The 20,711-nt window shown below is 72.8% G+C and carries 18 protein-coding genes and 1 tRNA gene; 7 read left to right on the top strand and 12 right to left on the bottom strand.

Translation table 11 applies throughout. The features are described from left to right. The first annotated feature begins 121 nt into the window (after nucleotides 1-121). Nucleotides 122-1,267: a DUF475 domain-containing protein gene (locus tag CG747_RS10580; protein ID WP_100601418.1), complete on the top strand. Its 1,146-nt coding sequence runs from the start codon at nucleotides 122-124 to the stop codon at nucleotides 1,265-1,267. Nucleotides 1,268-1,366: 99 nt separating this feature from the next. Beyond that, nucleotides 1,367-2,104, top strand: a complete 738-nt coding sequence (locus tag CG747_RS10585; RefSeq protein WP_100601419.1) for a Tellurium resistance — start codon at nucleotides 1,367-1,369, stop codon at nucleotides 2,102-2,104. A gap of 84 nt (nucleotides 2,105-2,188) precedes the next feature. Here CG747_RS10585 and CG747_RS10590 read toward each other — a convergent pair whose 3' ends face one another. Then, the gene (locus tag CG747_RS10590) at nucleotides 2,189-3,328 is read right to left on the bottom strand and encodes a TerD family protein (protein ID WP_100601420.1); all 1,140 of its coding nucleotides are present in this window, start codon (nucleotides 3,326-3,328) and stop codon (nucleotides 2,189-2,191) included. 217 nt (nucleotides 3,329-3,545) lie between these two features. On the opposite strand from CG747_RS10590, the gene CG747_RS10595 reads away from it, so the two are divergent. From CG747_RS10595 to CG747_RS10610, 4 genes are read left to right on the top strand one after another with little or no spacing between them, the layout of a single operon-like run. Further along, complete coding sequence (locus CG747_RS10595) at nucleotides 3,546-4,718, top strand: HpcH/HpaI aldolase/citrate lyase family protein (protein ID WP_100601421.1); 1,173 nt, start codon at nucleotides 3,546-3,548, stop codon at nucleotides 4,716-4,718. Between the two features lie 55 nt (nucleotides 4,719-4,773). Continuing rightward, entirely contained in the window at nucleotides 4,774-7,239 is a 2,466-nt protein-coding gene (locus tag CG747_RS10600; RefSeq protein ID WP_100601422.1) for a phosphoribosyltransferase, read from the top strand. Next, nucleotides 7,239-8,066, top strand: a complete 828-nt coding sequence (locus tag CG747_RS10605) for an HAD family hydrolase (RefSeq protein WP_100601423.1) — start codon at nucleotides 7,239-7,241, stop codon at nucleotides 8,064-8,066. Before CG747_RS10600 ends, CG747_RS10605 begins: the two co-directional genes overlap by 1 nt. Nucleotides 8,067-8,118: 52 nt before the next feature. After that, nucleotides 8,119-8,778, top strand: a complete 660-nt coding sequence (locus CG747_RS10610; protein WP_100601424.1) for an O-methyltransferase — start codon at nucleotides 8,119-8,121, stop codon at nucleotides 8,776-8,778. 52 nt (nucleotides 8,779-8,830) lie between these two features. On the opposite strand, the gene CG747_RS10615 is transcribed toward CG747_RS10610, so the two are convergent. From CG747_RS10615 to CG747_RS10640, 6 genes are all read right to left on the bottom strand, one after another. Beyond that, nucleotides 8,831-9,046, bottom strand: coding sequence for a zinc ribbon domain-containing protein (locus CG747_RS10615; protein WP_100601585.1), 216 nt, complete (start codon nucleotides 9,044-9,046; stop codon nucleotides 8,831-8,833). Between the two features lie 74 nt (nucleotides 9,047-9,120). Beyond that, complete coding sequence (locus CG747_RS10620) at nucleotides 9,121-10,044, bottom strand: sugar kinase (protein ID WP_257980335.1); 924 nt, start codon at nucleotides 10,042-10,044, stop codon at nucleotides 9,121-9,123. Nucleotides 10,045-10,371: 327 nt separating this feature from the next. Further along, nucleotides 10,372-11,520: a galactonate dehydratase gene (gene dgoD / locus CG747_RS10625; RefSeq protein ID WP_100601586.1), complete on the bottom strand. Its 1,149-nt coding sequence runs from the start codon at nucleotides 11,518-11,520 to the stop codon at nucleotides 10,372-10,374. A gap of 124 nt (nucleotides 11,521-11,644) precedes the next feature. Next, nucleotides 11,645-12,349 carry a FadR/GntR family transcriptional regulator gene (locus tag CG747_RS10630; RefSeq protein ID WP_100601426.1) on the bottom strand — a complete coding sequence of 235 codons (705 nt, stop codon included), beginning with the start codon at nucleotides 12,347-12,349 and terminating at the stop codon, nucleotides 11,645-11,647. A gap of 211 nt (nucleotides 12,350-12,560) precedes the next feature. Next, nucleotides 12,561-13,352, bottom strand: coding sequence for a DUF4383 domain-containing protein (locus CG747_RS10635; RefSeq protein WP_257980325.1), 792 nt, complete (start codon nucleotides 13,350-13,352; stop codon nucleotides 12,561-12,563). Between the two features lie 205 nt (nucleotides 13,353-13,557). Continuing rightward, on the bottom strand, nucleotides 13,558-14,871 hold the full coding sequence (locus CG747_RS10640; RefSeq protein WP_180985485.1) for a hypothetical protein: 1,314 nt from the start codon (nucleotides 14,869-14,871) through the stop codon (nucleotides 13,558-13,560). 307 nt (nucleotides 14,872-15,178) lie between these two features. Between CG747_RS10640 and CG747_RS10645 the strand changes: the two genes are divergently transcribed. Next, nucleotides 15,179-15,253: transfer RNA gene (locus CG747_RS10645), tRNA-Val, on the top strand. Nucleotides 15,254-15,316: 63 nt separating this feature from the next. Here CG747_RS10645 and CG747_RS10650 read toward each other — a convergent pair. From CG747_RS10650 to CG747_RS10675, 5 genes are all read right to left on the bottom strand, one after another. Continuing rightward, on the bottom strand, nucleotides 15,317-16,468 hold the full coding sequence (locus tag CG747_RS10650) for a tyrosine-type recombinase/integrase (RefSeq protein ID WP_100601429.1): 1,152 nt from the start codon (nucleotides 16,466-16,468) through the stop codon (nucleotides 15,317-15,319). Then, a complete protein-coding gene (locus tag CG747_RS10655) occupies nucleotides 16,468-16,665 on the bottom strand; it encodes a helix-turn-helix domain-containing protein (protein ID WP_100601587.1) in 198 nt (65 codons plus the stop codon). Before CG747_RS10655 ends, CG747_RS10650 begins: the two co-directional genes overlap by 1 nt. A gap of 326 nt (nucleotides 16,666-16,991) precedes the next feature. Next, nucleotides 16,992-18,515 (bottom strand): YfjI family protein, encoded by a 1,524-nt coding sequence (locus CG747_RS10660; RefSeq protein ID WP_100601588.1) that lies wholly within the window; start codon nucleotides 18,513-18,515, stop codon nucleotides 16,992-16,994. An 836-nt stretch (nucleotides 18,516-19,351) separates the two neighbouring features. Then, nucleotides 19,352-19,726, bottom strand: coding sequence for a hypothetical protein (locus CG747_RS47120; protein ID WP_146022060.1), 375 nt, complete (start codon nucleotides 19,724-19,726; stop codon nucleotides 19,352-19,354). Next, nucleotides 19,723-20,670: a bifunctional DNA primase/polymerase gene (locus tag CG747_RS10675; RefSeq protein WP_100601431.1), complete on the bottom strand. Its 948-nt coding sequence runs from the start codon at nucleotides 20,668-20,670 to the stop codon at nucleotides 19,723-19,725. The genes CG747_RS47120 and CG747_RS10675 overlap by 4 nt, the downstream gene beginning before the upstream one ends. Nucleotides 20,671-20,711: the final 41 nt, after the last annotated feature.

The following is a 20,711-nucleotide window of genomic DNA, read 5'->3' on the forward strand; positions in this document are numbered from 1 at the left end:
CAACCGGTTGGGGGTCGACCGCCCCGTCCGTGAAGCGCGCGCTCTAGACTTCGGGTCAACGTTTTGCAAAGCGCCGCGCACTGCGCGCGGGGGACCCACACAGCGAAGGATTGGGTAGGCAGTGCTCCTGAAAACCTTTGGCTGGTCGTTCGCCATCACGGTGCTCGGCCTCGGCCTGGCCGGCGTGCTCTGGGGGTGGCAGGGGCTCGCGATCGTCGGGATCCTGTCCATCCTGGAGATCTCGCTGTCCTTCGACAACGCGGTCATCAACGCGGGCATCCTGCGCAAGATGAACGCCTTCTGGCAGAAGATCTTCCTGACCGTCGGCATCCTCGTCGCGGTGTTCGGCATGCGGCTGGTCTTCCCGGTCGTCATCGTCGCGATCACCGCGAAGCTGGGGCCGATAGAGGCGGTCAAGCTCGCCATCAACGACAAGGCGCACTACGAGGCGCTGGTCACCAGCGCCCACCCGGCCATCGCGGCCTTCGGTGGCATCTTCCTGCTGATGATCTTCCTCGACTTCATCTTCGAGGACCGCGACTACAAGTGGCTGTCGTGGATCGAGAAGCCGCTCGCCCGGATCGGCAAGCTCGACACCCTCTCCGTCATCGTCGCGCTGATCGTCCTGCTGGTGAGCGCCATGACGGTGGCGCCGCACGCCGCGCACGGCGCCGGTGACAAGACCACCACGGTGCTGCTGGCCGGCATCGCGGGCCTGATCACCTACCTCGTCGTCGGCGGCGTCTCCGGCTACTTCGAGGGCCGGCTGGAGGACGAGGACGAGGACGAGGACGAGGAAGCGGACGGCGCCGGGGCCGCGGTGCAGAAGAAGGGCGGCGGGGCCGGCGCCACGGTGGGCCTGGCCGGCAAGGCGGCGTTCTTCATGTTCCTCTACCTGGAGGTCATCGACGCCTCGTTCTCCTTCGACGGCGTCATCGGCGCGTTCGCCATCACCAACGACATCTTCGCGATGGCACTGGGTCTGGGCATCGGCGCGATGTACATCCGCTCGCTGACCGTCTTCCTGGTCCGCAAGGGGACCCTGGACGACTACGTCTACCTGGAGCACGGGGCGCACTACGCCATCGGTGCGCTGGGCGTCATCCTGCTGGCCACGATCCGGTACGAGATCAACGAGGTCGTCACCGGCCTGGTCGGCATCGTCCTGATCGCGCTCTCCTTCGGTTCGTCGGTGCTGCGCAACCGGCGCGAGGGCAAGCCGGGCGCGGAGTCGCCGGCGCAGTCGGAAGTGTCGTCCGGAGTGTGACGGACCTCTGAATGAGGAACGCTTTCTGCGGGGCGGCCACGGGGACACACCCACGGTCGCCCCGCACTGGGTAGGGGCCACAACGATGGGGTGGGGAAAGTGTCGTTCCTGGGGAACTTGTGGCGTGGCAACGCGCCGAAGTTCGACGGCGGTGGCGCGTCGTACGTCGTCGAGCTGACGAAGCGGAATCCGGTCGTCTCGCTGACGAAGCAGGGGGCGGCCAGCGGCCATCTGCGGGTCAATCTGAGCTGGCAGATGCGGACCTCGGACTTCGGCGAGCGGGGCGGGCAGCGCTCCGGCAGTCTGCTGCGCGACCCGAGAAAGCTGTTCCGGCCCGAGATCGTGCAGGCGCAGGGTCCGGCCGTGGTCAACGTGGACCTCGACCTGGCCTGCATGTACGAGCTCACGGACGGCAGCAAGGGCGTGGTGCAGCCGCTGGGCGACTTCCTCGGCGACCTCAACGCCGCGCCGTTCGTCAAGCTCAGCGGCGACGACCGGTTCGGTTCCGGGTCCGGCGAGACGCTGTACATCAACCTGGACCACCGCGACGAGATCAAGCGGCTGCTGATCTTCGTCTACATCTACGACGGGACCCCGGCGTTCGACCGCACGCACGCGGTGGTGACGCTCTATCCGAGCACCGGGCCGCGGGTCGAGGTCAAGCTGGACGAGCGGGCGCCGCAGGCCCGGTCCTGCGCCATCTTCATGCTGGAGAACGGCAAGGACGGCCTGTCGGTGCGCCGCGAGGTGAAGTACGTCTACGGCTTCCAGGCCGAGCTGGACCGGCTGTACGGCTGGGGGCTCCAGTGGGGCCGCGGCTACAAGTCGAAGGTCTGAGCAACCGGGCGGGCGCGCCCGGCACGGCCGGGGTGCCGGGGGACACCGCGCGTGTCCCCCGGCACCCCGGCCGTTTCCGGTGCGTCAGCGGCGCTGGAACTGCGGCCCCTGGGGCGGCAGGACGAACGCCGGGTCGGGCACGAACGGCTGCGGCTGCTGCGGCGCCGGGTAGCCGTACGCCGGGGCGGGCTGCGGCTGCTGCGGATAGCCGTAGGCAGGCGGCTGCTGGGGCGGGTAGGGCGGCTGCTGCGGCGGCGGGCCCGGGTAGCCGTACGCGGGCTGGGCCGGGGGCTGCACCGGCGGGGGCGGGACGTTGGCCGGGTAGCCGTAGCCGCCGGTGGGGGCGGGGGGCAGCGGAGCGGCGGAGAACGGTTCCGGCATCCGGTCCGGTACGTGCTGGGTGACCGCCGCCGGGTCCGACTGCGGCGCGCCGGCCGGCGGGGCGGTGGCCTCCTCGGGCCAGGCGCCGGGCGGCGGGGAGACCGGGCCGGACGGGGCGGGGCCGGACGGGGCGGCGGCCGCGGGGCGTTCGACGGCCGCGGTGGGGTCCTCGCCCTGCGGGTCCGCGGCGGACACCTCGGGGGTCGCCTCGGGGGTCGGGGAGTCGGCGGCCGGCGGCTGCGCGGCGCCCGCCTCCGGGGGCGTGGGTGGCTTGGGGGCCGTCCGGCCGGTGGGCGCGTCGTTCTCGTCCACCGAGATGCCGAATTCGGTGGCCAGGCCGACCAGTCCGCTCTCGTAGCCCTGGCCCAGCGCCCGGAACTTCCAGCTGTCGCCGCGCCGGTACAGCTCACCGCAGATCAGCGCGGTCTCCTCGCCCGTCTCGGGCACCACGTCGAAGACCGCCAGCGGCTCCGCGCCGTCCGTCGCCGCGTCGTACAGCAGCACCCGCAGGTCCGTCACCCCGCCGAACGGGCCGCCGTCCGAGGAGGCGGCGAGGACCACCCGCGCCACCGAGGTGTCGAGCGGCGTCAGCTCCGCCTCGATGGTGTCGGTCAGGGCGTCGGCCAGGAGGGCCTTGGGCAGGTGCCGGACCAGGCCGCTGGGGTGCCGCGGCTGGTTGTAGAAGACGAAGTCCTCGTCGGAGCGCACGCGCCCGTCCGGTCCCACCAGCAGGGCCGAGGCATCGACGTCGGGGACGCCGGCCCCCGGCGTCCAGCGCAGGACGGCCCGGACGGCCGTGGCGTCGAGGGGTACGTTCGACCCTTTCAGCATCGCGTGCGTCATGCCGCAATCCTGCCTTCCCCGCGGTGGCGGCCACAACGCGGGGGCCGGGCACGGTGCTTCCCGGACATCTGGCGGCCGCGTCGGAATGGCCGGACGGTGGCGAGAATTTCGCGTGCGCGGGAACTTTTCGGACCCCCGCGCACGTACGATTACCGGCTGGATCCAGACAGCGAGGTGCAGCGGGGGGCCCGGGTCCCGCTTCTATACGGGGAGTTGTATGCGTCACTTTGGGCATCTTGCGCCCGATATCCGGAAGGCTCTGTTCCATGAGGAGCCGGTGGAGTTCACCGCCGACTCCCCGGCCCGCACGCTCGCAGCCGCCCTCGGTGCCACGCTGTACAGCCCCGCCACCCGCCCCCGCCTCGCCGCCGACGTCCTCAAGCAGGCCGCCCACGGCGTCACGTCCATGGTGCTCTGCCTCGAAGACTCGATAGGCGACGGCGACGTGGCGGCCGGCGAGGAGAACCTCGTCCGGCAGCTCGGCCTGCTCGACGAGGCGGCCGGCCGTGGCGAGGACCTCCCCCTGCTCTTCATCCGCGTCCGCGAACCGGACCAGATTCCGGACCTGGTGCGCCGGATGGGACCGGCCGTGCGCAGCCTGTCCGGATTCGTACTTCCCAAGTTCACCGCGGAGCGCGGCCGGCCCTTCCTGGAGGCGCTGGCCGCCGCCGAATCCTCCTGCGGGCGGCGGCTGTTCGCGATGCCGGTGCTGGAATCCCCGCAGCTGCTCCACCTGGAGAGCCGCACCGCGACCCTGGCGGGCATCGCCCGTACCGTCGGCGACCACCGCGACCGGGTGCTGGCGCTGCGCCTCGGCGTCACCGACTTCTGCTCCGCCTACGGTCTGCGCCGGGCCCCCGACATGACGGCGTACGACGTGCAGATCGTCGCCTCCGTGATCGCCGACGTGGTCAACGTCCTCGGCCGCGCGGACGGCACCGGCTTCACCGTCACCGGCCCGGTGTGGGAGTACTTCCGGCTGCACGAGCGGATGTTCAAACCGCAGCTGCGCCGCAGCCCGTTCCTGGGGGAGGCCGAGGAGCTGCGCACCACCCTGATCGAGCACGACATGGACGGCCTGCTGCGCGAGATCGAACTCGACCGCGCCAACGGCCTGACGGGCAAGACCTGCATCCACCCCTCGCACGTCGCCCCGGTGCACGCCCTGTCCGTCGTCAGCCACGAGGAGTACAGCGACGCCACCGACATCCTGCGGCCGGAGCGCGGCGACGGCGGGGTGCTGCGCTCCGCGTACACCAACAAGATGAACGAGGTGAAGCCGCACCGGGCCTGGGCCGAGCGGACGCTGCTGCGCGCCGAGGTGTTCGGCGTGGCCCGCGAGGACGTCGGCTTCGTGGAACTGCTCACCGCGAGCCTCCAACCGGCCTGAACCCGGCGGCCCGACGGCCCCCGACCCCAGCGAGAACGACGGCAAGAGCACTGGCATGAACGACGGCATGGACGCGACGACGGAGGAGACACGGCACGTGGTGTGGAGCGGAGAATGGGTCGCCGGACGGCTCGGCGTCGCGCTGAGCGGCGGCGACGAGCTGCCGGAACTGCTCGGGCTGGCGCTCCGGCGCAACCCCAAGCGGGCCCATCTGCTGGTCTCCAACGTGCTCGGCAAGCACGTACCGCAGCGCCCGGACGTGGTGCACGGCACCGGTGTCGGGCTGGGCCGCCGGGTGCGCGCACTGCTCGGCGACGCGGACGCCGCCCGCGCCGTCGTCCTCGGATACGCCGAGACCGCCACCGGCCTCGGCCACTCGGTCGCCGACGGGCTGGCGCTCGCGCCGTACCTGCACTCCACCCGCCGCCCGGTCCCCGGAGTGCCGCACGCCGCCGGCTTCGAGGAGGAGCACAGCCACGCCACCGCGCACCTGCTGCTCCCCGAGGACCGCACCCTGCTCGCCGGCGACGGCCCGCTGGTCCTCGTCGACGACGAGTTCTCCACCGGGCGCACCGTCCTGAACACCATCCGGGCACTGCACGCCCGCTACCCGCGGAAGCGGTACGTCGTCGTCGCCCTGGTGGACATGCGCTCCGCCGCGGACCGCACCCGGCTCGCGGAGTTCGCCGCCGAACTGGGCGCCCGCGTCGACCTGGTCGCCCTGGCCGACGGCGGCGTCCACCTGCCCGACGACGCCCTGGACCGCGGCCGGGAACTGGTCGCCGCCCACGAGCAGCCGCCCGCGCCCCCCGCGGGCGGCGCGGCCCCGCGCCCGGAAGCGGTGCGCGTCGACCTCGGCTGGCCCGCCGGGCTGCCCGACGGCGGACGGCACGGCTTCACCCCCGCCCACCGCGCGCTCCTGGAGGAGCGCCTGCCCGCCATGGCAGCCCGGCTCGCGGCGCACCTCGGCGGCGCCCGCCGCATCCTCGTCCTCGGCAACGAGGAGCTGATGTACGCCCCGCTGCGCCTGGCCGGCGCCCTGGACGCGCAGGTCGCCCCGGCCGGCGGGACGGTCCGCTTCTCGACCACCACCCGCTCCCCGGTGCTCGCCGTGGACGACCCCGGCTACGCCATCCGCACCCGGCTGGCGTTCCCCGCCCACGACCACCCGGCGGACGGCCCGGGGGAGCGCTACGCGTACAACGTCGCGCCCGGAAGCGACCCGGAGCGCCGCTTCGACGCCGTCGTCGCGGTCGTCGACTCCGCCGGCGACCGCCCCGAACTGCACGCCCCCGGCGGCCTCCTGGACCGGCTCGCCGGCCACACCGACCGGCTGCTGCTGGCCGTCGTGCCCGCCCACACCCCGCGCGGCGCGGTCCCCGGTCCGCTGCGCGGCCCCGCCTTCTCCTCCTACGCCCCCGAGGAGGTCGGCTGGCTGCTCCAGGACCTGTCCGACGTCACGCTGGAGGCGCCCACCGAGGAGCGCGAGGAGGCGATCCAGCGCGGCGGCGCCCACTACGCGGAGTCGCTGCCGGTCGAGTACCAGCCCAGCGAGGAGTACCGGGAGCTGTTCCACGCCGCGCTGCGCACCTCCGCGGACCGGATCGCCCGCGCCGTCGGGACCGTCACCGAGACCGTCCTCGCCGAACGGAGCCCCCGCCCCGTCCTGGTCTCGCTGGCCCGGGCCGGCACCCCCGTCGGCATCCTGATGCGCCGCTGGGCCGCGCACGTCCACGGCCTGGACCTGCCGCACTACGCGGTCTCCATCGTCCGCGGCCGGGGCATCGACACCACCGCCCTGCGCTGGCTCGCCGCCCACCACGACCCGGCGGACGTGGTCTTCGTGGACGGCTGGACGGGCAAGGGCGCCATCACCCGCGAACTCGCCGGGACGCTGGCCGCGCTCCCGGACCTCCCCGGCTTCGACCCGCGGATCGCGGTCCTCGCCGACCCCGGCGGCTGCGTGACGACCTACGGCACCCGCGACGACTTCCTCATCCCGTCCGCCTGCCTGAACTCCACCGTCTCCGGGCTGATCTCGCGCACCGTGCTCCGCACCGACCTGGTCGGACCGGACGACTTCCACGGCGCGAAGTTCTACCGCGAACTGGCCGACGGCGACCTGTCGGCGACGTTCCTGGACACCGTCGCCGCCCGGTTCGATCCGGTCGCCGACGCGGTCGCCGCCGACGTACGGGAACTGGCCGCCACCGACCGCGCCCCGACCTGGGCGGGCTGGGCGGCCGTCGAACGCATCAGTGAGGAGTACGGCATCCACGACATCAACCTCGTCAAACCCGGCGTCGGCGAGACCACCCGGGTCCTGCTCCGCCGGGTCCCCTGGCGGATCCTCGCCCGGCGCGGCGCCGGCAGCGACCTCGACCACGTCCGCCTGCTCGCCGAGCAGCGCGGCGTACCCGTCGAGGAGGTCGACGAACTCCCCTACACCTGCGTCGGGTTGATCCATCCCCGCTTCACCCGCGGGGCCACCGGCGCCGACGGCAGGGCGGTGGCCTCCTGATGACCGCACCCGCACCGCTGGTCGCCAGCGACCTCGACCGCACCCTGATCTTCTCGGCCGCCGCGCTCTACCTCTCCGGCCCGGACGCGGCGGCCCCCCGCCTGCTCTGCGTCGAGGTCTACGAGGGCCGGCCGCTCTCCTACCTGACCGAGACGGCCGCCGCGCTGCTCACCGAACTCGCCGGCCGCACCACCTTCGTACCGGCCACCACCCGCACCCGCGAGCAGTACCGGCGCATCCACCTCCCCGGCCCGCCGCCGGAGTTCGCGGTCTGCGCCAACGGCGGCCACCTGCTGGTCCGGGGCGAGTCCGACCCGGACTGGCAGCGCACCGTCGCCGCCCGGCTCGCCGCCCGGTGCGCGCCGCTCGCCGAGATCCGCGCGCACCTGGTCCGCACCGCCGACCCGGCCTGGCTGCGCTCGGAACGCACCGCCGAGGACCTCTTCGCCTACCTCGTCGTGGAGCGGTCGCTGCTGCCGGAGACCTGGGTGAAGGACCTGGCCGCCTGGGCGGAGCCGCGCGGCTGGACGGTCTCCCTCCAGGGCCGCAAGATCTATGCCGTCCCCCAGCCGCTCACCAAGAGCGCCGCGGTGGCCGAGGTCGCCCGCCGCACCGGCGCCACCGAGATCCTCGCCGCCGGTGACTCGCTGCTCGACACCGACCTGCTGCTGGCCGCGGACCGCGGCTGGCGGCCGGGCCACGGCGAACTGGCCGACACCGGCTGGCGGGCCCCGCACGTCACCGCGCTCACCGAACGGGGGGTGGCCGCCGGCGAGCTGATCGCCCGCGCCTTCCTGGACGGCGCCACGGACCCGGGGCGCGCCTGATGACGCCGCCCGGTCGCCGGCAATAGGCTGCCGGCGACTGGGAGGAGAGTCCGTGGCCGAGCCCAAGAGCGCCCCGCTCACACCGGAGCTGTACGACTACGTGCTGGCGCACAACCCACCGCTGGACCCCGCACTTTTGGACCTCGCGGAGCGCACCCGCGAGCGGTTCCCCGAGGCGGCGGGGATGCTCTCGGCGCCCGAGCAGGCGTCGCTACTGGCCTTCCTGGTCCGCCTGACCGGGGCCCGGCACGTGGTCGAGGTGGGCACCTTCACCGGCTTCGCCACCCTCGCCATGGCCCGCGCGCTGCCCGCCGGCGGAACGCTGACCGCCTGCGACGTCTCCGAGGAGTGGACCGCCTACGGCCGGGAAGCCTGGGCGGAGGCCGGGGTCGCGGACCGGATCCGGCTGCGGATCGCCCCCGCGCTGGAGACCCTCCGGGCGATGCCGGCCGAGCCGCACATCGACCTGGTCTACCTCGACGCCGACAAGGGCGGCTACATCGCGTACTGGGAGGAGCTGGTGCCGCGGCTGCGGCCCGGCGGCCTGCTCGTCGCCGACAACGTCCTGTACCACGGCGACGTCACCGACCCGGCGGCGACCGGACCGGCCCTGGCGATCCGGGAGTTCAACGACCACGTCCTGGAGGACACGCGCATGGAGGCGGTGCTGCTCACCGTGGCGGACGGGGTGACGCTGGCCCGCAAGCGCTAGGTCCGGTCCGCGAAGTCCCGTCGTCCGCCCGGAGGGCGGGCCGGGACCGCGGTCAGCCGCAGCAGCCGCCCCCGCAGCAGCCGCCGCCCCCGCCGCGCGGGGCGGCCGACGGCGCGGACGCGGTCCCGCCGACGGCGACGGTGGAGAGCAGCTTCACGGTGTCCTGGTGGCCCTCCGGGCAGGCGGCCGGGTCGGACGACTCGGCCATCGGCCGGTTCAGCTCGAAGGTGGTCCCGCAGGGACGGCAGCGGTATTCGTAACGGGGCATGGCCACAGATTAGGGCCTGCCCGCCCGGCCCGACCCACCGGACGGGCCCCCGCCGCGCCCCGCCGCGTCCCCGCTCAGCGCACCACGGTGCCCGGCGGCGCGCCCAGCAGGTCCAGCTCCGCGCGGGTCGGCGCGCCCTCCCAGTCGCCCGTGGAGGCGGCCGCGAACGCACCGGTGGTGGCCGCCCGCGCCAGCCGCCCGGCGAGGTCCGCGCCGTCCAGCAGCGCCGAGAGGTAGCCCGCGGTGAAGGCGTCGCCGGCGCCCACCGGGTCCACCGCCCGGACCGGGACGGCGGGCTGGTGGCGGGGGCCGCCGTCCCCGGCGTAGGCCGTCGCGCCGTCCGCGCCGTGCGTCACCACCACCTCGCGGACCCCCAGGGCCAGCAGCCGGGCCGCGTCCTCGTCGGTGCCGCCGGCCGGTCCGGGCAGGCACAGCGCCAGCTCGTCGTCGGAGGCGATCAGCACGTCCACCGAGGGGAGCCAGTCCCGCAGCACCTCGGTGGCCTCGGCGGCGGTCCACAGCCGGGCGCGGAAGTTGACGTCCAGGCAGACGAGCGTGGCGTGCCGGCGGGCCAGGCGGAGGGCGTGCCCGGCCGTCGCGCGGGCCACCGGGCCCAGCGCCGGGGTGATGCCGGTCAGATGCAGCACCCGCGGCGGCCCGGCGGCGTAGGCGCGTGCGACGGCGGCCGCCGCGGGCCGGGAGCCGGCCGAGCCGGTGCGGTAGTAGTGCACCCGGGTGACCTCCGGCAGCCGCGGCTCGAAGAGGATCAGGCCGGTGGGCGCGTCCGGGTCGCGGGTGGCGCCGGACACCTCGACGTCCTCGGCCCGCAGCGTCCGCAGTACCAGTTCCCCCGCCTCGTCCGCGCCGACCGCGCCGGTCCAGTGGACGCGGTGGCCGAGCCGGGCCAGGCCGATCGCGACATTGCTCTCCGCGCCGGCGACCGAGACCCGTAGCGTCCCGCCGAGCTTCAGGGGCCCGCTGCCGCGCAGCGCCACCATGGTCTCGCCGAAGGTGAGCACGTCCGGGCCGGCGGGTCGGGCCGGTGTCCCGGTGCCGACCGCTGTCCCGGCGTCGGCCGGTATGCCGGTGCCGTCGTGTGCGGTGGCGTCGTCGTGTGCGGTGGCGTCCACCTGTCCTCCCCTGGGCCGTGCGAACGGTGCGTGCGCGTCACTTGGCACGCGGTGGGTGGTGCTCATCGATTGCGGGCCCCTCACCGTCTTCTGGATCAGTCACCGTCTTCTGGATCTCTCACCGTCTTCCGGGTCCGTCACTGTCTTCCGGATCCCTCACCGTCCCCCCGGGTCCCTCACCGTCGTCCCGATCCGTCACCATTCGGCGAACGCGCCGTCCTCGTACCGCCAGACCGGGTTCCGCCAGGTGTGCCCGCCCGCCGCGTCCGCCGCGCGGACCGCCGCCTCGTCCACCTCCACCCCGAGCCCCGGGCGGTCGGTCCGCGGCAGCGCGCCGCGGACGAAGCGGAACGGCGCGGTGTCGACGACGTAGTCCAGCAGCTCGGCGTCCCGGTGGTAGTGGATGCCCAGGGACTGCTCCTGGATGAGGAAGTTCGGGGTGGTGAAGGCCACTTGGAGGCTGGCGGCGAGGGCGACCGGGCCGAGCGGGCAGTGCGGGGCGAGATGGGCCCCGTAGGTCTCCGCCAGGGCGGCGATCCGGCGCAGCTCGGAGATCCCGCCGGCGTGCGAGACGTCGGGCTGCACGACCGCGACCCCGGCCTGGAGCGGAGCCAGGAACTCGCGGCGGGTGAAGAGGCGTTCGCCGAGTGCGAGCGGGATGCCGGACGCGGCGACGAGGCCGGGGAGGGCCTGCGGATGGTCGGGGAGGACGGGCTCCTCGACGAACATCGGCGCGTGTTCCGCCAGCAGCGGCAGCAGCCGGCGGGCAGCGGCAGGGGAGACGCGGCCATGGAAGTCGAGGGCGAAGTCCCGCTCGTCACCGAGGACTTCACGGGCGGTCTCGGCGCGCCGCAGACAGGCACGCACCTCGGCGCGGGTCGCCAGCGGGGACATCCGCCCGCAGCCGTTCATCTTGACGGCGGTGAAGCCCGCCTCGACCTGCTCGGCCAGCGCGTCCCGGATCTCCGCCGGCTCGTCGCCACCGACCCAGGCGTAGGCCCGCACCCGGTCGCGGACCGGCCCGCCCAGCAGTTGGTGGACGGGGAGCCCGCAGTGCTTCCCCTTGATGTCCCACAGCGCCTGGTCCAGGCCGGCGACGGCGGAGGAGAGCACCGGGCCGCCGCGGTAGAAGCCCCCCTTGGTCAGCACCTGCCAGTGGTCCTCGATGCGCGCCGGGTCCTGTCCGAGCAGGTATTCCGCCAGTACCGCCACCGCCGCCCGGACCGGCTCGGCCCGCCCCTCGACCACCGGCTCGCCCCAGCCCACCACGCCCTGGTCGGTCTCCACCCGGACGAACAGCCAGCGCGGCGGCGCGAGGAAGGTCTCGATACGGGTGATCTCCAGGGCGTCGGCCATGGCGCGGGGACCGTCCTTCCGTCGCGGTTTCCGTCGAGCGGCGTCCACCCCTCTCCCTACCCGCGCCCGGCGGCCCCGGCCCCTTCCCGGCCGGTCGCGTCCCCGCCCCGCCCTACGGATGCTCGCGCGCCGACTTGTCGAGCAGTTCCAGCATCGCCATGTACGCGCCGTCCACGTCCCGGTCCCGGACGGCTTCGGCCACCGCCGCGTGCACGGCGTGCGGATGCACGAAGGCGCCGCCGGAGGCGTACACGTCCCGGCCGCGCTGGATGATCACCGGCACGATCACCCGGTGCATCTGCGCGTAGAAGCGGTTGTTGGAGGCGAGCAGCATCGCGGTGTGGAAGGAGGCGTCGGCGCGGACCAGCAGCACGGGGTCGTCCTCGGTCGCGGACATCGCGCTCAGTGCGGCGCTGAGGGCTTCCAGGTCGTCGTCGGTACGGCGCTCCGCGGCCAGGGCGGAGGCCGCCGGCTCGATGGACCGGCGGAGTTCGAGCACGTCGGCGAAGAAGTCGGACGAGGCGCCGGCCGCCAGCTTCCAGCGCAGCACGTCGGAGTCGAGGAGGTTCCACTCCTCACGGGGGCGGACGTAGGTGCCGTGGTTCTGACGGGTGGCGAGCAGCCCCTTGGCGGTCAGTACCTTCACCGCCTCGCGCAGTACGGTCTGGCTGACGTCCAGCTCCGCCACCAGCTCGGTCATGGCGAGGATGTCCCCCTCGCCGTAACGGCCCTCGCAGATCCGCTTGGCAAGCACCTCGACGGCCGCTCCGTGCCGCCCGTGGCCCGCGTACGAGGTGGGATTCCCCAACTGCCCCATGGTCGCTCCCAGGTACCCGGTACCCCCGCGCTGCCCCCGCACTCCTCATCCCCGCGCCCCGGCGGTCCGCCCCGCGGTGGGCCGCCGCCCCGCAGCCGCCGGGCGCACCGGGCACACGACCCCGCCTCGGTACGCCCCGACGTCCTGCCGTCTCGTTTACCGGCTCCTACCGCCCGGACCGCTCCCCCCGCGCCGCGACTCCTTCCACGCGTCACAACTCCTCGGAGCTGCCGGCCGGGGGCGCTCCGCCGGGGCGCGTGCCCTTCTTCGTGCTCACCGCCCCCGCACCCGTGCCCGCTTCGGCGTGCGCACCGGTGTGCCGGGGGTGCGGGCCGGTGAGGCTGGTGCCGGGGCCGAGCGAGCCGAGCCCACCGTGCCAGGCGCCCTGCATCCGCACCCGTGCCGACTGCCGCCCGGCCGTCATTCCGGACACCGGGTGCAGTTCCCCGCGCTCGAAGCGTTCGGCCTCCTCCGGGTGCCGGGCGCGCCAGTAGGGGTTGTCGTGCGACAGACCGCCGCTGACCCGCCCGTACATCCCGAACACCAGCAGCAACAGCCCCACCACGAAGCTGAAGAGCACGTTCTGGATCTTGAAGGCGAGGAAGTTGGAGTCGGTCTGCAGCAGCGCGAGGTTCACGAAACCGCTCAGCAGGAACAGCCCGCCGAGCACGATGTTGAGAGTGGAGGCGAAATTCCCGCCGATCACCATCCCGGCGAAGAGCAGCGCCCCGACGACGATCGAGAGCACGCTGAGCGCGCCGTTGGTGTTGAGCCCGGCCGCGGTCGAACCGCCGGTGTCGAAGAACCCGATGTTGTGGGTCAGGCCGAGAGTGCCGAACGCGACCAGCACCAGCCCCATCACGCCCGCGCCGATGCGGTAGACCCGGCTCAGCCGGTGGTCCACGGGCAGGTGCTCGTTGATCTGGGTGTGCCGCCGCTTGAACCGGCGGAGGGGGTTCGCGGGCTTGTGCAGCACGTGGCCAGGTGCACCGGTAGCAGCCATGTCCGGCCTCCTTCGCACAGATGAGCCGCCTGGGCCGTACTCACTCCAGAACTCCAGCATCCGCCACGGGGGCATTTCATGCCATAGCGGGCAAGGTGAGGCGGGTGGTGCGGGCGGGGCCACAGGACCCGGCCCCCGGCCGCACAGCCCTTGGCCGCACAGCCCTTGGCCTTACAGAGCCCTTGGCCCTACCGCCCCGCCGTCGTCACCGACCGCCCGGCGCCCCGCCCCGCGCGTCCCGGATCTCCTGCACCACCCGGGCCGCCGTCTCCCGCACCGCTTCGGTCTCGGTCAGGAAGTGCCACCAGTCCGGATGCCGCCCCTCCAGGCCCGCGACCGCGCGGTCCAGCCGCGCCACCGCCTCGTCCAGCGGCCCGGCGTGCCGCGGGTCGGGCGTGCTGCGCCCGGACATCGCCAGCCGCTGCGCATCCCGGACGGCGAAGCGGGTCCGCTCGACCTCCTGCTCCCGGTCGGCCGCCACCGCGTCCAGCCGCCGCAGCCGGTCACCGGCCGCCGACACCGCCTCGTCGGTGGTGTTGAGCAGCGCCCGCACCGTCGCCAGCCGGCTGGTGGCGTCCGCCCAGCGCTGCTCCGCGCGGGCCTGCCCGGCCTCCTGGAGCGCGGCCCGCGCCCGTCCGACCGATTCCACCGCCTGCTCCGGCACCTTCTGAAGGTCCTGCCAGCACGCCGCGCTGTACCGCCGCCGCAACTCACTGAGGACCGGGGCGACCTGCTGGGCACGGGTGGTGATGGCCTCCGCACGGGTCCGCAGCGACACCAGCCGCTTGTCGATCTCCGCGGCGGTCGCCGGCAGCCGCTCCGCCTCCGACCGGATCGCCCCGGCCTGCCGCTGCACCTCCTCCGCACGCTGGATCGTGGCCGGTACGCCGTGCTGCCCGGCCCCTTGGTTCAGCTTGGTCAGCTCCGGCCCGAGCGCCGCCAACCGGGCCGCGAGGTCGTCCGCCTGCAGCCCTTCCCCCCGGACCGCGTCCAGCGCGTTGCTCGCCCCCAGCAGCGCCTGCCGGGCCTGCTCCACCGCCGGGGCCACCCGCGCCAGCTGGGTCTCGGCGTTCTGCAGCAGCGGCGTGAGGCTCTGCGCGAACCAGTCCAGCTCCCCGCGGACCCGCTCCAGCTCTTCCCGCGCCCGGGTCAGATCGGCCCGGGCCCGCGCCAGCGCGGCACCGTCGATGTCGTCCCGATCGAGATCATGGGAGTCGACCGCGGTGATGTACCCCTGGCTGACCTGGTCGATCCGCTGCCCGAAGCTCTCGTACTCCACCGCGGCCTGGCGGGCCCGCTGGGAATCGTCGACGGCGGTGATCGTCTCCACCGAGATCCGCAGGTCCCGGTGTGCGGTGTCGAGCTCGTAGAACGCCGCCGCCGCGGCGTCCTTGGCGGCCTGCGCATCGGCCCGATGGCTCTCCCCGCGCCCGAACCAGCGCCGGGTGCCGCCCCCGGCGAACGCCATCGGCGCCATCGCCACCAGCAGCGGCAACGGCAGCAGGACGAGCCCCGCCATCTCCCGGGCCGCCTGGCGCACCTGGCCTCCGCGGGTGCGACGGCGGATCTCCCGCCCGGACGGCCGCGGCTGCGGCTGCATGTGTGTCGCCGTCACATCCCTCTCCCGATCGGATCGCCCCAGGACCGGCTGACATTCTCCCACCCACCCCAACGAACATCCCGACCGGCGAGTTCACGACCACCCAGCCCACCCCCGCCCACCGGCCCGAACCACCCGACCCGCACACGAACGCTGCGCCGTTTCCACCCCCCGGCCCGGGATTGCGACCCCGGCCCTACGGCAAGGTAGTCTGTCGGCTCGACCAGGGCGCATAGCTCAGCGGTAGAGCGCTGCTCTTACAAAGCAGATGTCGGCGGTTCAAATCCGTCTGTGCCCACCAGGGAAAACGCCCCCGCGGAGACCTCTCCACGGGGGCGTTGACGGTAGATCTTGACGGCAGTCCCTACTCCGGACGCCCCCGGCGGCGCCGCAAGAGCCGGTCCATGTGCCCCACTGCCTCCCGCCGCGAGTCCTCCGAAACGTGTGTGTACACGTTCATGGTCACCGCGATCTGCGAGTGCCCAAGGATCTCCATCACGACGCGCGGCTGGACGCCGGCGGCGAACAGCAGCGACGCGCACCCGTGCCGGGCATCGTGCAGCCGGATCCGCGGCAGGTCCGCGGCCTGCCCGATCCGCTCGAAGGACCGGCTGAGATTCCGGGGCTCGATCGGTCGCCCTGTACGCGTCGTGAAGACGTAGCCACCGTCGTTCGCCCACTCGGCCTTCGCAGCGAGTCGCTGAGCTTCCTGCCGCAGGCGCTGCCACCGCAGGGGAGCGACGCACATGAGGGGCAAGGGGATCGTCCTGCTCCGGCGGTTCTTCGTGGTGTCCGCGTACAGCTCCTTCTGTACGCGCTGGAGCTGAGTCCGTACCGTGAGCGTCCGGCGGTCCAGATCGATGTCGCACCAGCGCAGGCCCAGGATCTCGCCCCGTCGAAGGCCCAGCGTCACGGCCAGCACGAACGCCGTGTACAGCGGATCCGTCCGAGCTGCCTCCAGGAACACGGCGGTCTCGTCCAGCGTCCACGGCTTCAGCTCCCTGGGCTGGACGCGCGGGGCGGGAACCAACTGGGCCACGTTCCGGCTGATCAGTTCCTCCCGGCACGCGGCAGCGAGGGCCGAGCGCAGGACACGGTGCGACTCCTTGGCCGTGGCCGCCGACACCTGGCGTTGTACGGCGGTAAGCATGCGGCGCACGTCGGTGACGCCCAAGGTCTCCAGCCGCTTCGCTCCGATCTGTGGCGTCAGGTAGAGACGCACATGCGTCTCGTACTTCGAGTGCGTCGTCTTCTTACGCTCGGGCTTGATGTACTCCTCCAGCCAGTACGGCAACCACTCGGAGAGCTTGGCCGATCGGGTCGGGGTCGGGATGCCCTGCCGGTCACGGCGAACCAGCTCCTGGCGCTTGGTGTCGCACTCTTCCCAGGTGGCGCCGTAGACGGTCTTGCGCTTACGGGTGCCATCGGGCTGCGGGACGTAGACGCGGGCTTCGTAACGGCCGTCTTTGCGCTGCCAGATACTGCCGGCACCGTTCGGGTTCCTCTTGCGCGCCATCAGGCGGCCTCCTCGATTCTCTGGGACATGAAGGTTCGAAGGGAGTCGGCAGCGATCCGGCGGGACCGGCCGATGGTGAAGCTTTCGAGCTGACGGGAGCGGATGAGGTCGTAGACCTTGCTGCGACTGACGCGCAGCGCCTCCATGACCTCCGGCACCATCAGTGCCTCGATCGAGGTGGGCGGAGCTTTGCTCACGGCTGCCTCCATGGGCCGGGCTCTCTGTGCTGTTGTGAGTCGAGATTCGTCGCGGCAAGGGCCGCAGGCGCTGACAGAACTGACAGAACCCCCGCGGCATGCCGTTGACCTGCGGTTTCCGGGGGTCCGTGATCTTTGACAGAACTGAATTAATTGCTGACAGAACCTCCGGGGAGGGGGTTCTGTCAGCGGGCCTCGACGCGAGTGCTGGGGGGTTCTGTCGAGTTTTAATTGGGTTCTGTCGAAACCGTGATCATGCCCGTTTGCGCAGGTCAACGGTTTATGTGGGAGGTTCTGTCAGTTCTGTCAGCGGGGTGGGGGTTCTGTCAGGCGGCCCGTGTGATGCGGGGGTGGGTCTCGTAGCGGGGCGAGGGGGGTCGGCCGCCGCGTCCGGTGCGCGGGGGCGGGGGGAGTTGGCGGATCCAGCCGTGTTCCTCCAGCAGTGCCAGGACGGGGTCGAGGTCGCCGATGGCGGGGAAGTCCGCCCGGCGCAGCGTCCGGAACAGCTCGCGCTTGGTGAACTGTTCGGGGCGGCTGGTGCCGAGCTGGGCCAGGACGGTGAGGGCCGCGTCGTGGGCGGGGTCGGCGCTCATGACGGTGAAGACGTCCAGGGCGTGGGCGGTGAAGTAGTCCCCGAGTTCGGTGGCGGCGGCCATGGTGGCGGCCTCGATGGGCCGGTGCCATCCGTCCTCGGGGTGAGCGGCCAGGTGCAGGAGCCCGGCGATACGGGCGACAGCGCCGTCTCGCTTGGATGCCCACTTCACGATGGGTCGGAGGGGGCCGTCCTCTCCGATGCGGGATTCGGTGACCTTCTGGAAGGCCAGCAGTACCGCGTCGGCCTCCGGGGTGAGTTGCAGCAGGGCGGGGTCGGTCCAGCCAGCCAGGGCGAGGGTAAGCCCGCCGATGTGCTTGGCGTAGGTGGCGGCCACCTCTTCACTCAGGAGGTCGGGGGTGAGGTTGCGGTGGCCGACCAGGGAGAGGGGCTTGGAGTACAGGAACCGGGCGAGCAAGCCGCGGCCGTCGGCTCCGTCGATGCGGTTGAGGGCTTCGAGGACTTCCGGCTGGACGGCCAGGCCGATGGTGACGGCCGGGGCGTCAATGTGCTGGGCTTCGCGGCCTTGCCGGTTGACGCGGATCATGTCGCCCGCGTGGCCTTTGAGGAACATGCCCATGTTCGGCTTACCGGTGTAGCGCCCGGCGATGATGTCGAACAGCTCGCCCTCGGCACTCAAACAGGAGATCCGGCCGCCCTGTTGGTCCAGCAGCGTGCCCACGTTCTCCGGGGTCACGTCGTCGGCCACGAGCTGCGGCACCGACGGCACGCTCACCTCCTCCGCGGTTTGTGCCAGGGAGATGGCGTCGGCGGTGAGCTGGTCGCGCTGCTCGGGGTCCGCGTTCGCGGCCCTGGCTGCGGCCTTGTCAGCTGCGGCCTTGGCCAGCCGCTGCGTGGTCTCGGCTTCGGCCCGTACGGGGCCGGAGAGTTCGATCAGGGCTTTCTCGGCGGCCAGGAGGGGGCGGACCATCAGGTCGAACACCGCGCTTTTGCGGTTGCCGGGGTCCAGGGCCACGGCGGTGTAGAGGTTCACGGGCTCGCGCCAGTGGCCACGCACGCAGACCTTCACCCGCCCGCCGGCGGCCGTGGCGAGGACGGCCAGCGCCAGGGACCCGGCCAGGTCAGCGGGGGTCTGCGTCTCTTCGGCGACCCCGCGGACCATGGCAGCCAGCCATCCGGGCAGGGCACCGACGGGGAAGTCGGGGAGGGCTGGGCGGGCGTTGAGCGGGACGGGTTCGTCCCAGATGGGCCGCAGGGGGCCAGTGGGCGGTTCCAGGTTGGTCAGCCCGGCCCACATGTCTTCGCTGCTGTCGACCGGCTGAGCTGTCACGGTGCTGTCGCCTCCTTCGGCGTTCGGGGTGGGGTCGGTGAAGCAGCCGCAGCCGCCCCAGTCGTCGGAGTCGATCTGCTGGCCGGTGATGCGCGAGCGCAGCACGGTGAGAGGGAGGGGGATCGTGACGCCGTCAACGCGGTCTCGCAGGATCGAGACGTTTTTCCCGAGCTCGGCGCGTAGGGCGTTTTCCTGGCGCTCCTCGGCGGCGAACCGGGCGGGGTTGGTCTCGTGCAGCAGCGCCCATTGGGCCTGACCGCCCCGCACGCAGGCGCCGCCGCAGTTGTTGTGCGGGAAACCCTGCGCGTACAGGCGTGGGGGTGTGAGACCGCGTGCTGCTGCTCCGCGGAGGAGGTCTTCTTTGTCGAGGTAGGGCGGCTCGCATAGCGGGGCGAGCGCGGTCCATGGCTGGTAGGCCCGCTGGATGGCGGGCAGGCGGTGCGTTTCGCTCCAGTCGATGCCGACGTAGACCGCGCACTCGGCGGGGTCGGTGTTCTCCTCCAGCCACCTGCGGCAGGGGATCTGCTTGAGGTACTGGCTGCACGGCGCGATGCGGCTGTTGCCGATGATCCGCCGGTCCCGGAAGACCTCCCACGGGGTGCGGCCGTCGGCGATCTTGACCAGACGTGCCCCGAGGCTGGCCGCTGCGTCGTCGAGGAAGCGGTATAGGTCCGGATCTTCGACTTTGGTGTCCGCGAACAGCAGCACCACCTGTTCGGGGCCGTGTTCGTCGATGACGCGCTTGGCGGTCGCCCAGGACCCAATCCCGCCGCTCATCATCACCACATGCCGGACAGCGGCAGTCATGCGGTGACCCTCCCGACCTCAGGAGCGAGCAGCGAGCACGTCTTGATGCGGTGGAGGTCCCAGTCCTCGACTAGCCGCAGGACGGCGGCCCGGCCGCGGGCCTCGCGGTCGTAGGCGCCGCAACGGCAGATCGCGGTCGCGCGGGTAACAGCGCTCCACTGCGGCGGCGCAATGACATGCAGCCCGAAGAGCACCTGTTCCGGCGGGCGGTGGGTGGTCGGGTGCGGGTCAGGGCGAAGAGCTGATCGGACGCCTTCGGCGACGTCCTTCGAGCCGCCCCGTGCCGCGTTCTGCGGACGGCGCGTGGGCGCCTGCGGGCCGTTGGGGGTTGGGGTGGTGCATTCCAAGGGGGCGGGGCGCTGGGGGCTCACAGGGCCTCCCGCGGTTTGGCGTTGTGCAGGGACCAGTTCAGGGCGGATCGGATGGTGGCTACGCACTCGGCCGCGGGCAGACCGGCAGCCTCTCCCGCCCCCTGGAATGCCTCCTCGAACACGCTCGGCGCGAGGTCGCCCCAGGCCACGAACCGTGCCACCTTCGCCGCGCACTGGTAGAGCGTGCGGTTTCGGGCCCCTTCACCGGTGCCCATGACGGTGGCGCACTCCCGCTCCAGCGCGACGGTGGCGGCACGGGAGCCGTTGCGCGGTGCCGACACCGGCCGCGCTGGCCGCGAGGGCTCGCGCAGCAGCGCGGCGAGCCATGGCGGGAGCGGGGCGACGGGAGTGTCGGGGTCCAGGAGGGTGTAGGTGCCTTCGGGGGTGGTGCTGGCGGGGGCGACGACGTAGCCGCCCCATGCTCGGGTGTCGATGTGCGGTCCGAGCTTGCCGACAGTGCAGCCGTACCGAGCACCGGGCGGTGCGGTGAAGTACCAGTGCTCGCCGCCGGACGGCGTGCGGACCTGGCGGGTCACTGGGCGGTTGCCGGCGCGCTCGCAGAGCGCCTGCCAAGAAGCCATCCCCGAAGGGGCCCCTTCTGTCTTGGTGCCGTCAGGCTTGGGCACATCCAGGTCCACCACGACCAGTGCGGCAGGACCGGTAGCGATGCCGACGTTCCAGCGGCCCTTGGCCCAAGTGGCCTGGATGAGGGCTTCGTCGGTGGTTGCACGCTGTTCGGGCTTGAGGTGCCCGCTCGCGCACCGGCCGGACTTCGGGCAGCGCTGTTCGCTGTGACCAGCGGGAGGCTTGCCTTCGGGCCGCAAAGGGATCACGGGCCAGTTGCGCTCGGCCGCGTCTAGGGCTGATGCGAGCAGGGGCAGGCTGGCCAAATCGACGTCCAGCACCTGCGGGGCAGGTCGCGGGATGTCGGTGGGTTGGGTCATGCTGGAGACCTCCATAGGTCTGTTGAGGACTGGAGACCAGG

Origin of the sequence: Streptomyces sp. CB02959, assembly GCF_002803155.1 — a bacterium.
Taxonomy (GTDB): domain Bacteria; phylum Actinomycetota; class Actinomycetes; order Streptomycetales; family Streptomycetaceae; genus Streptomyces.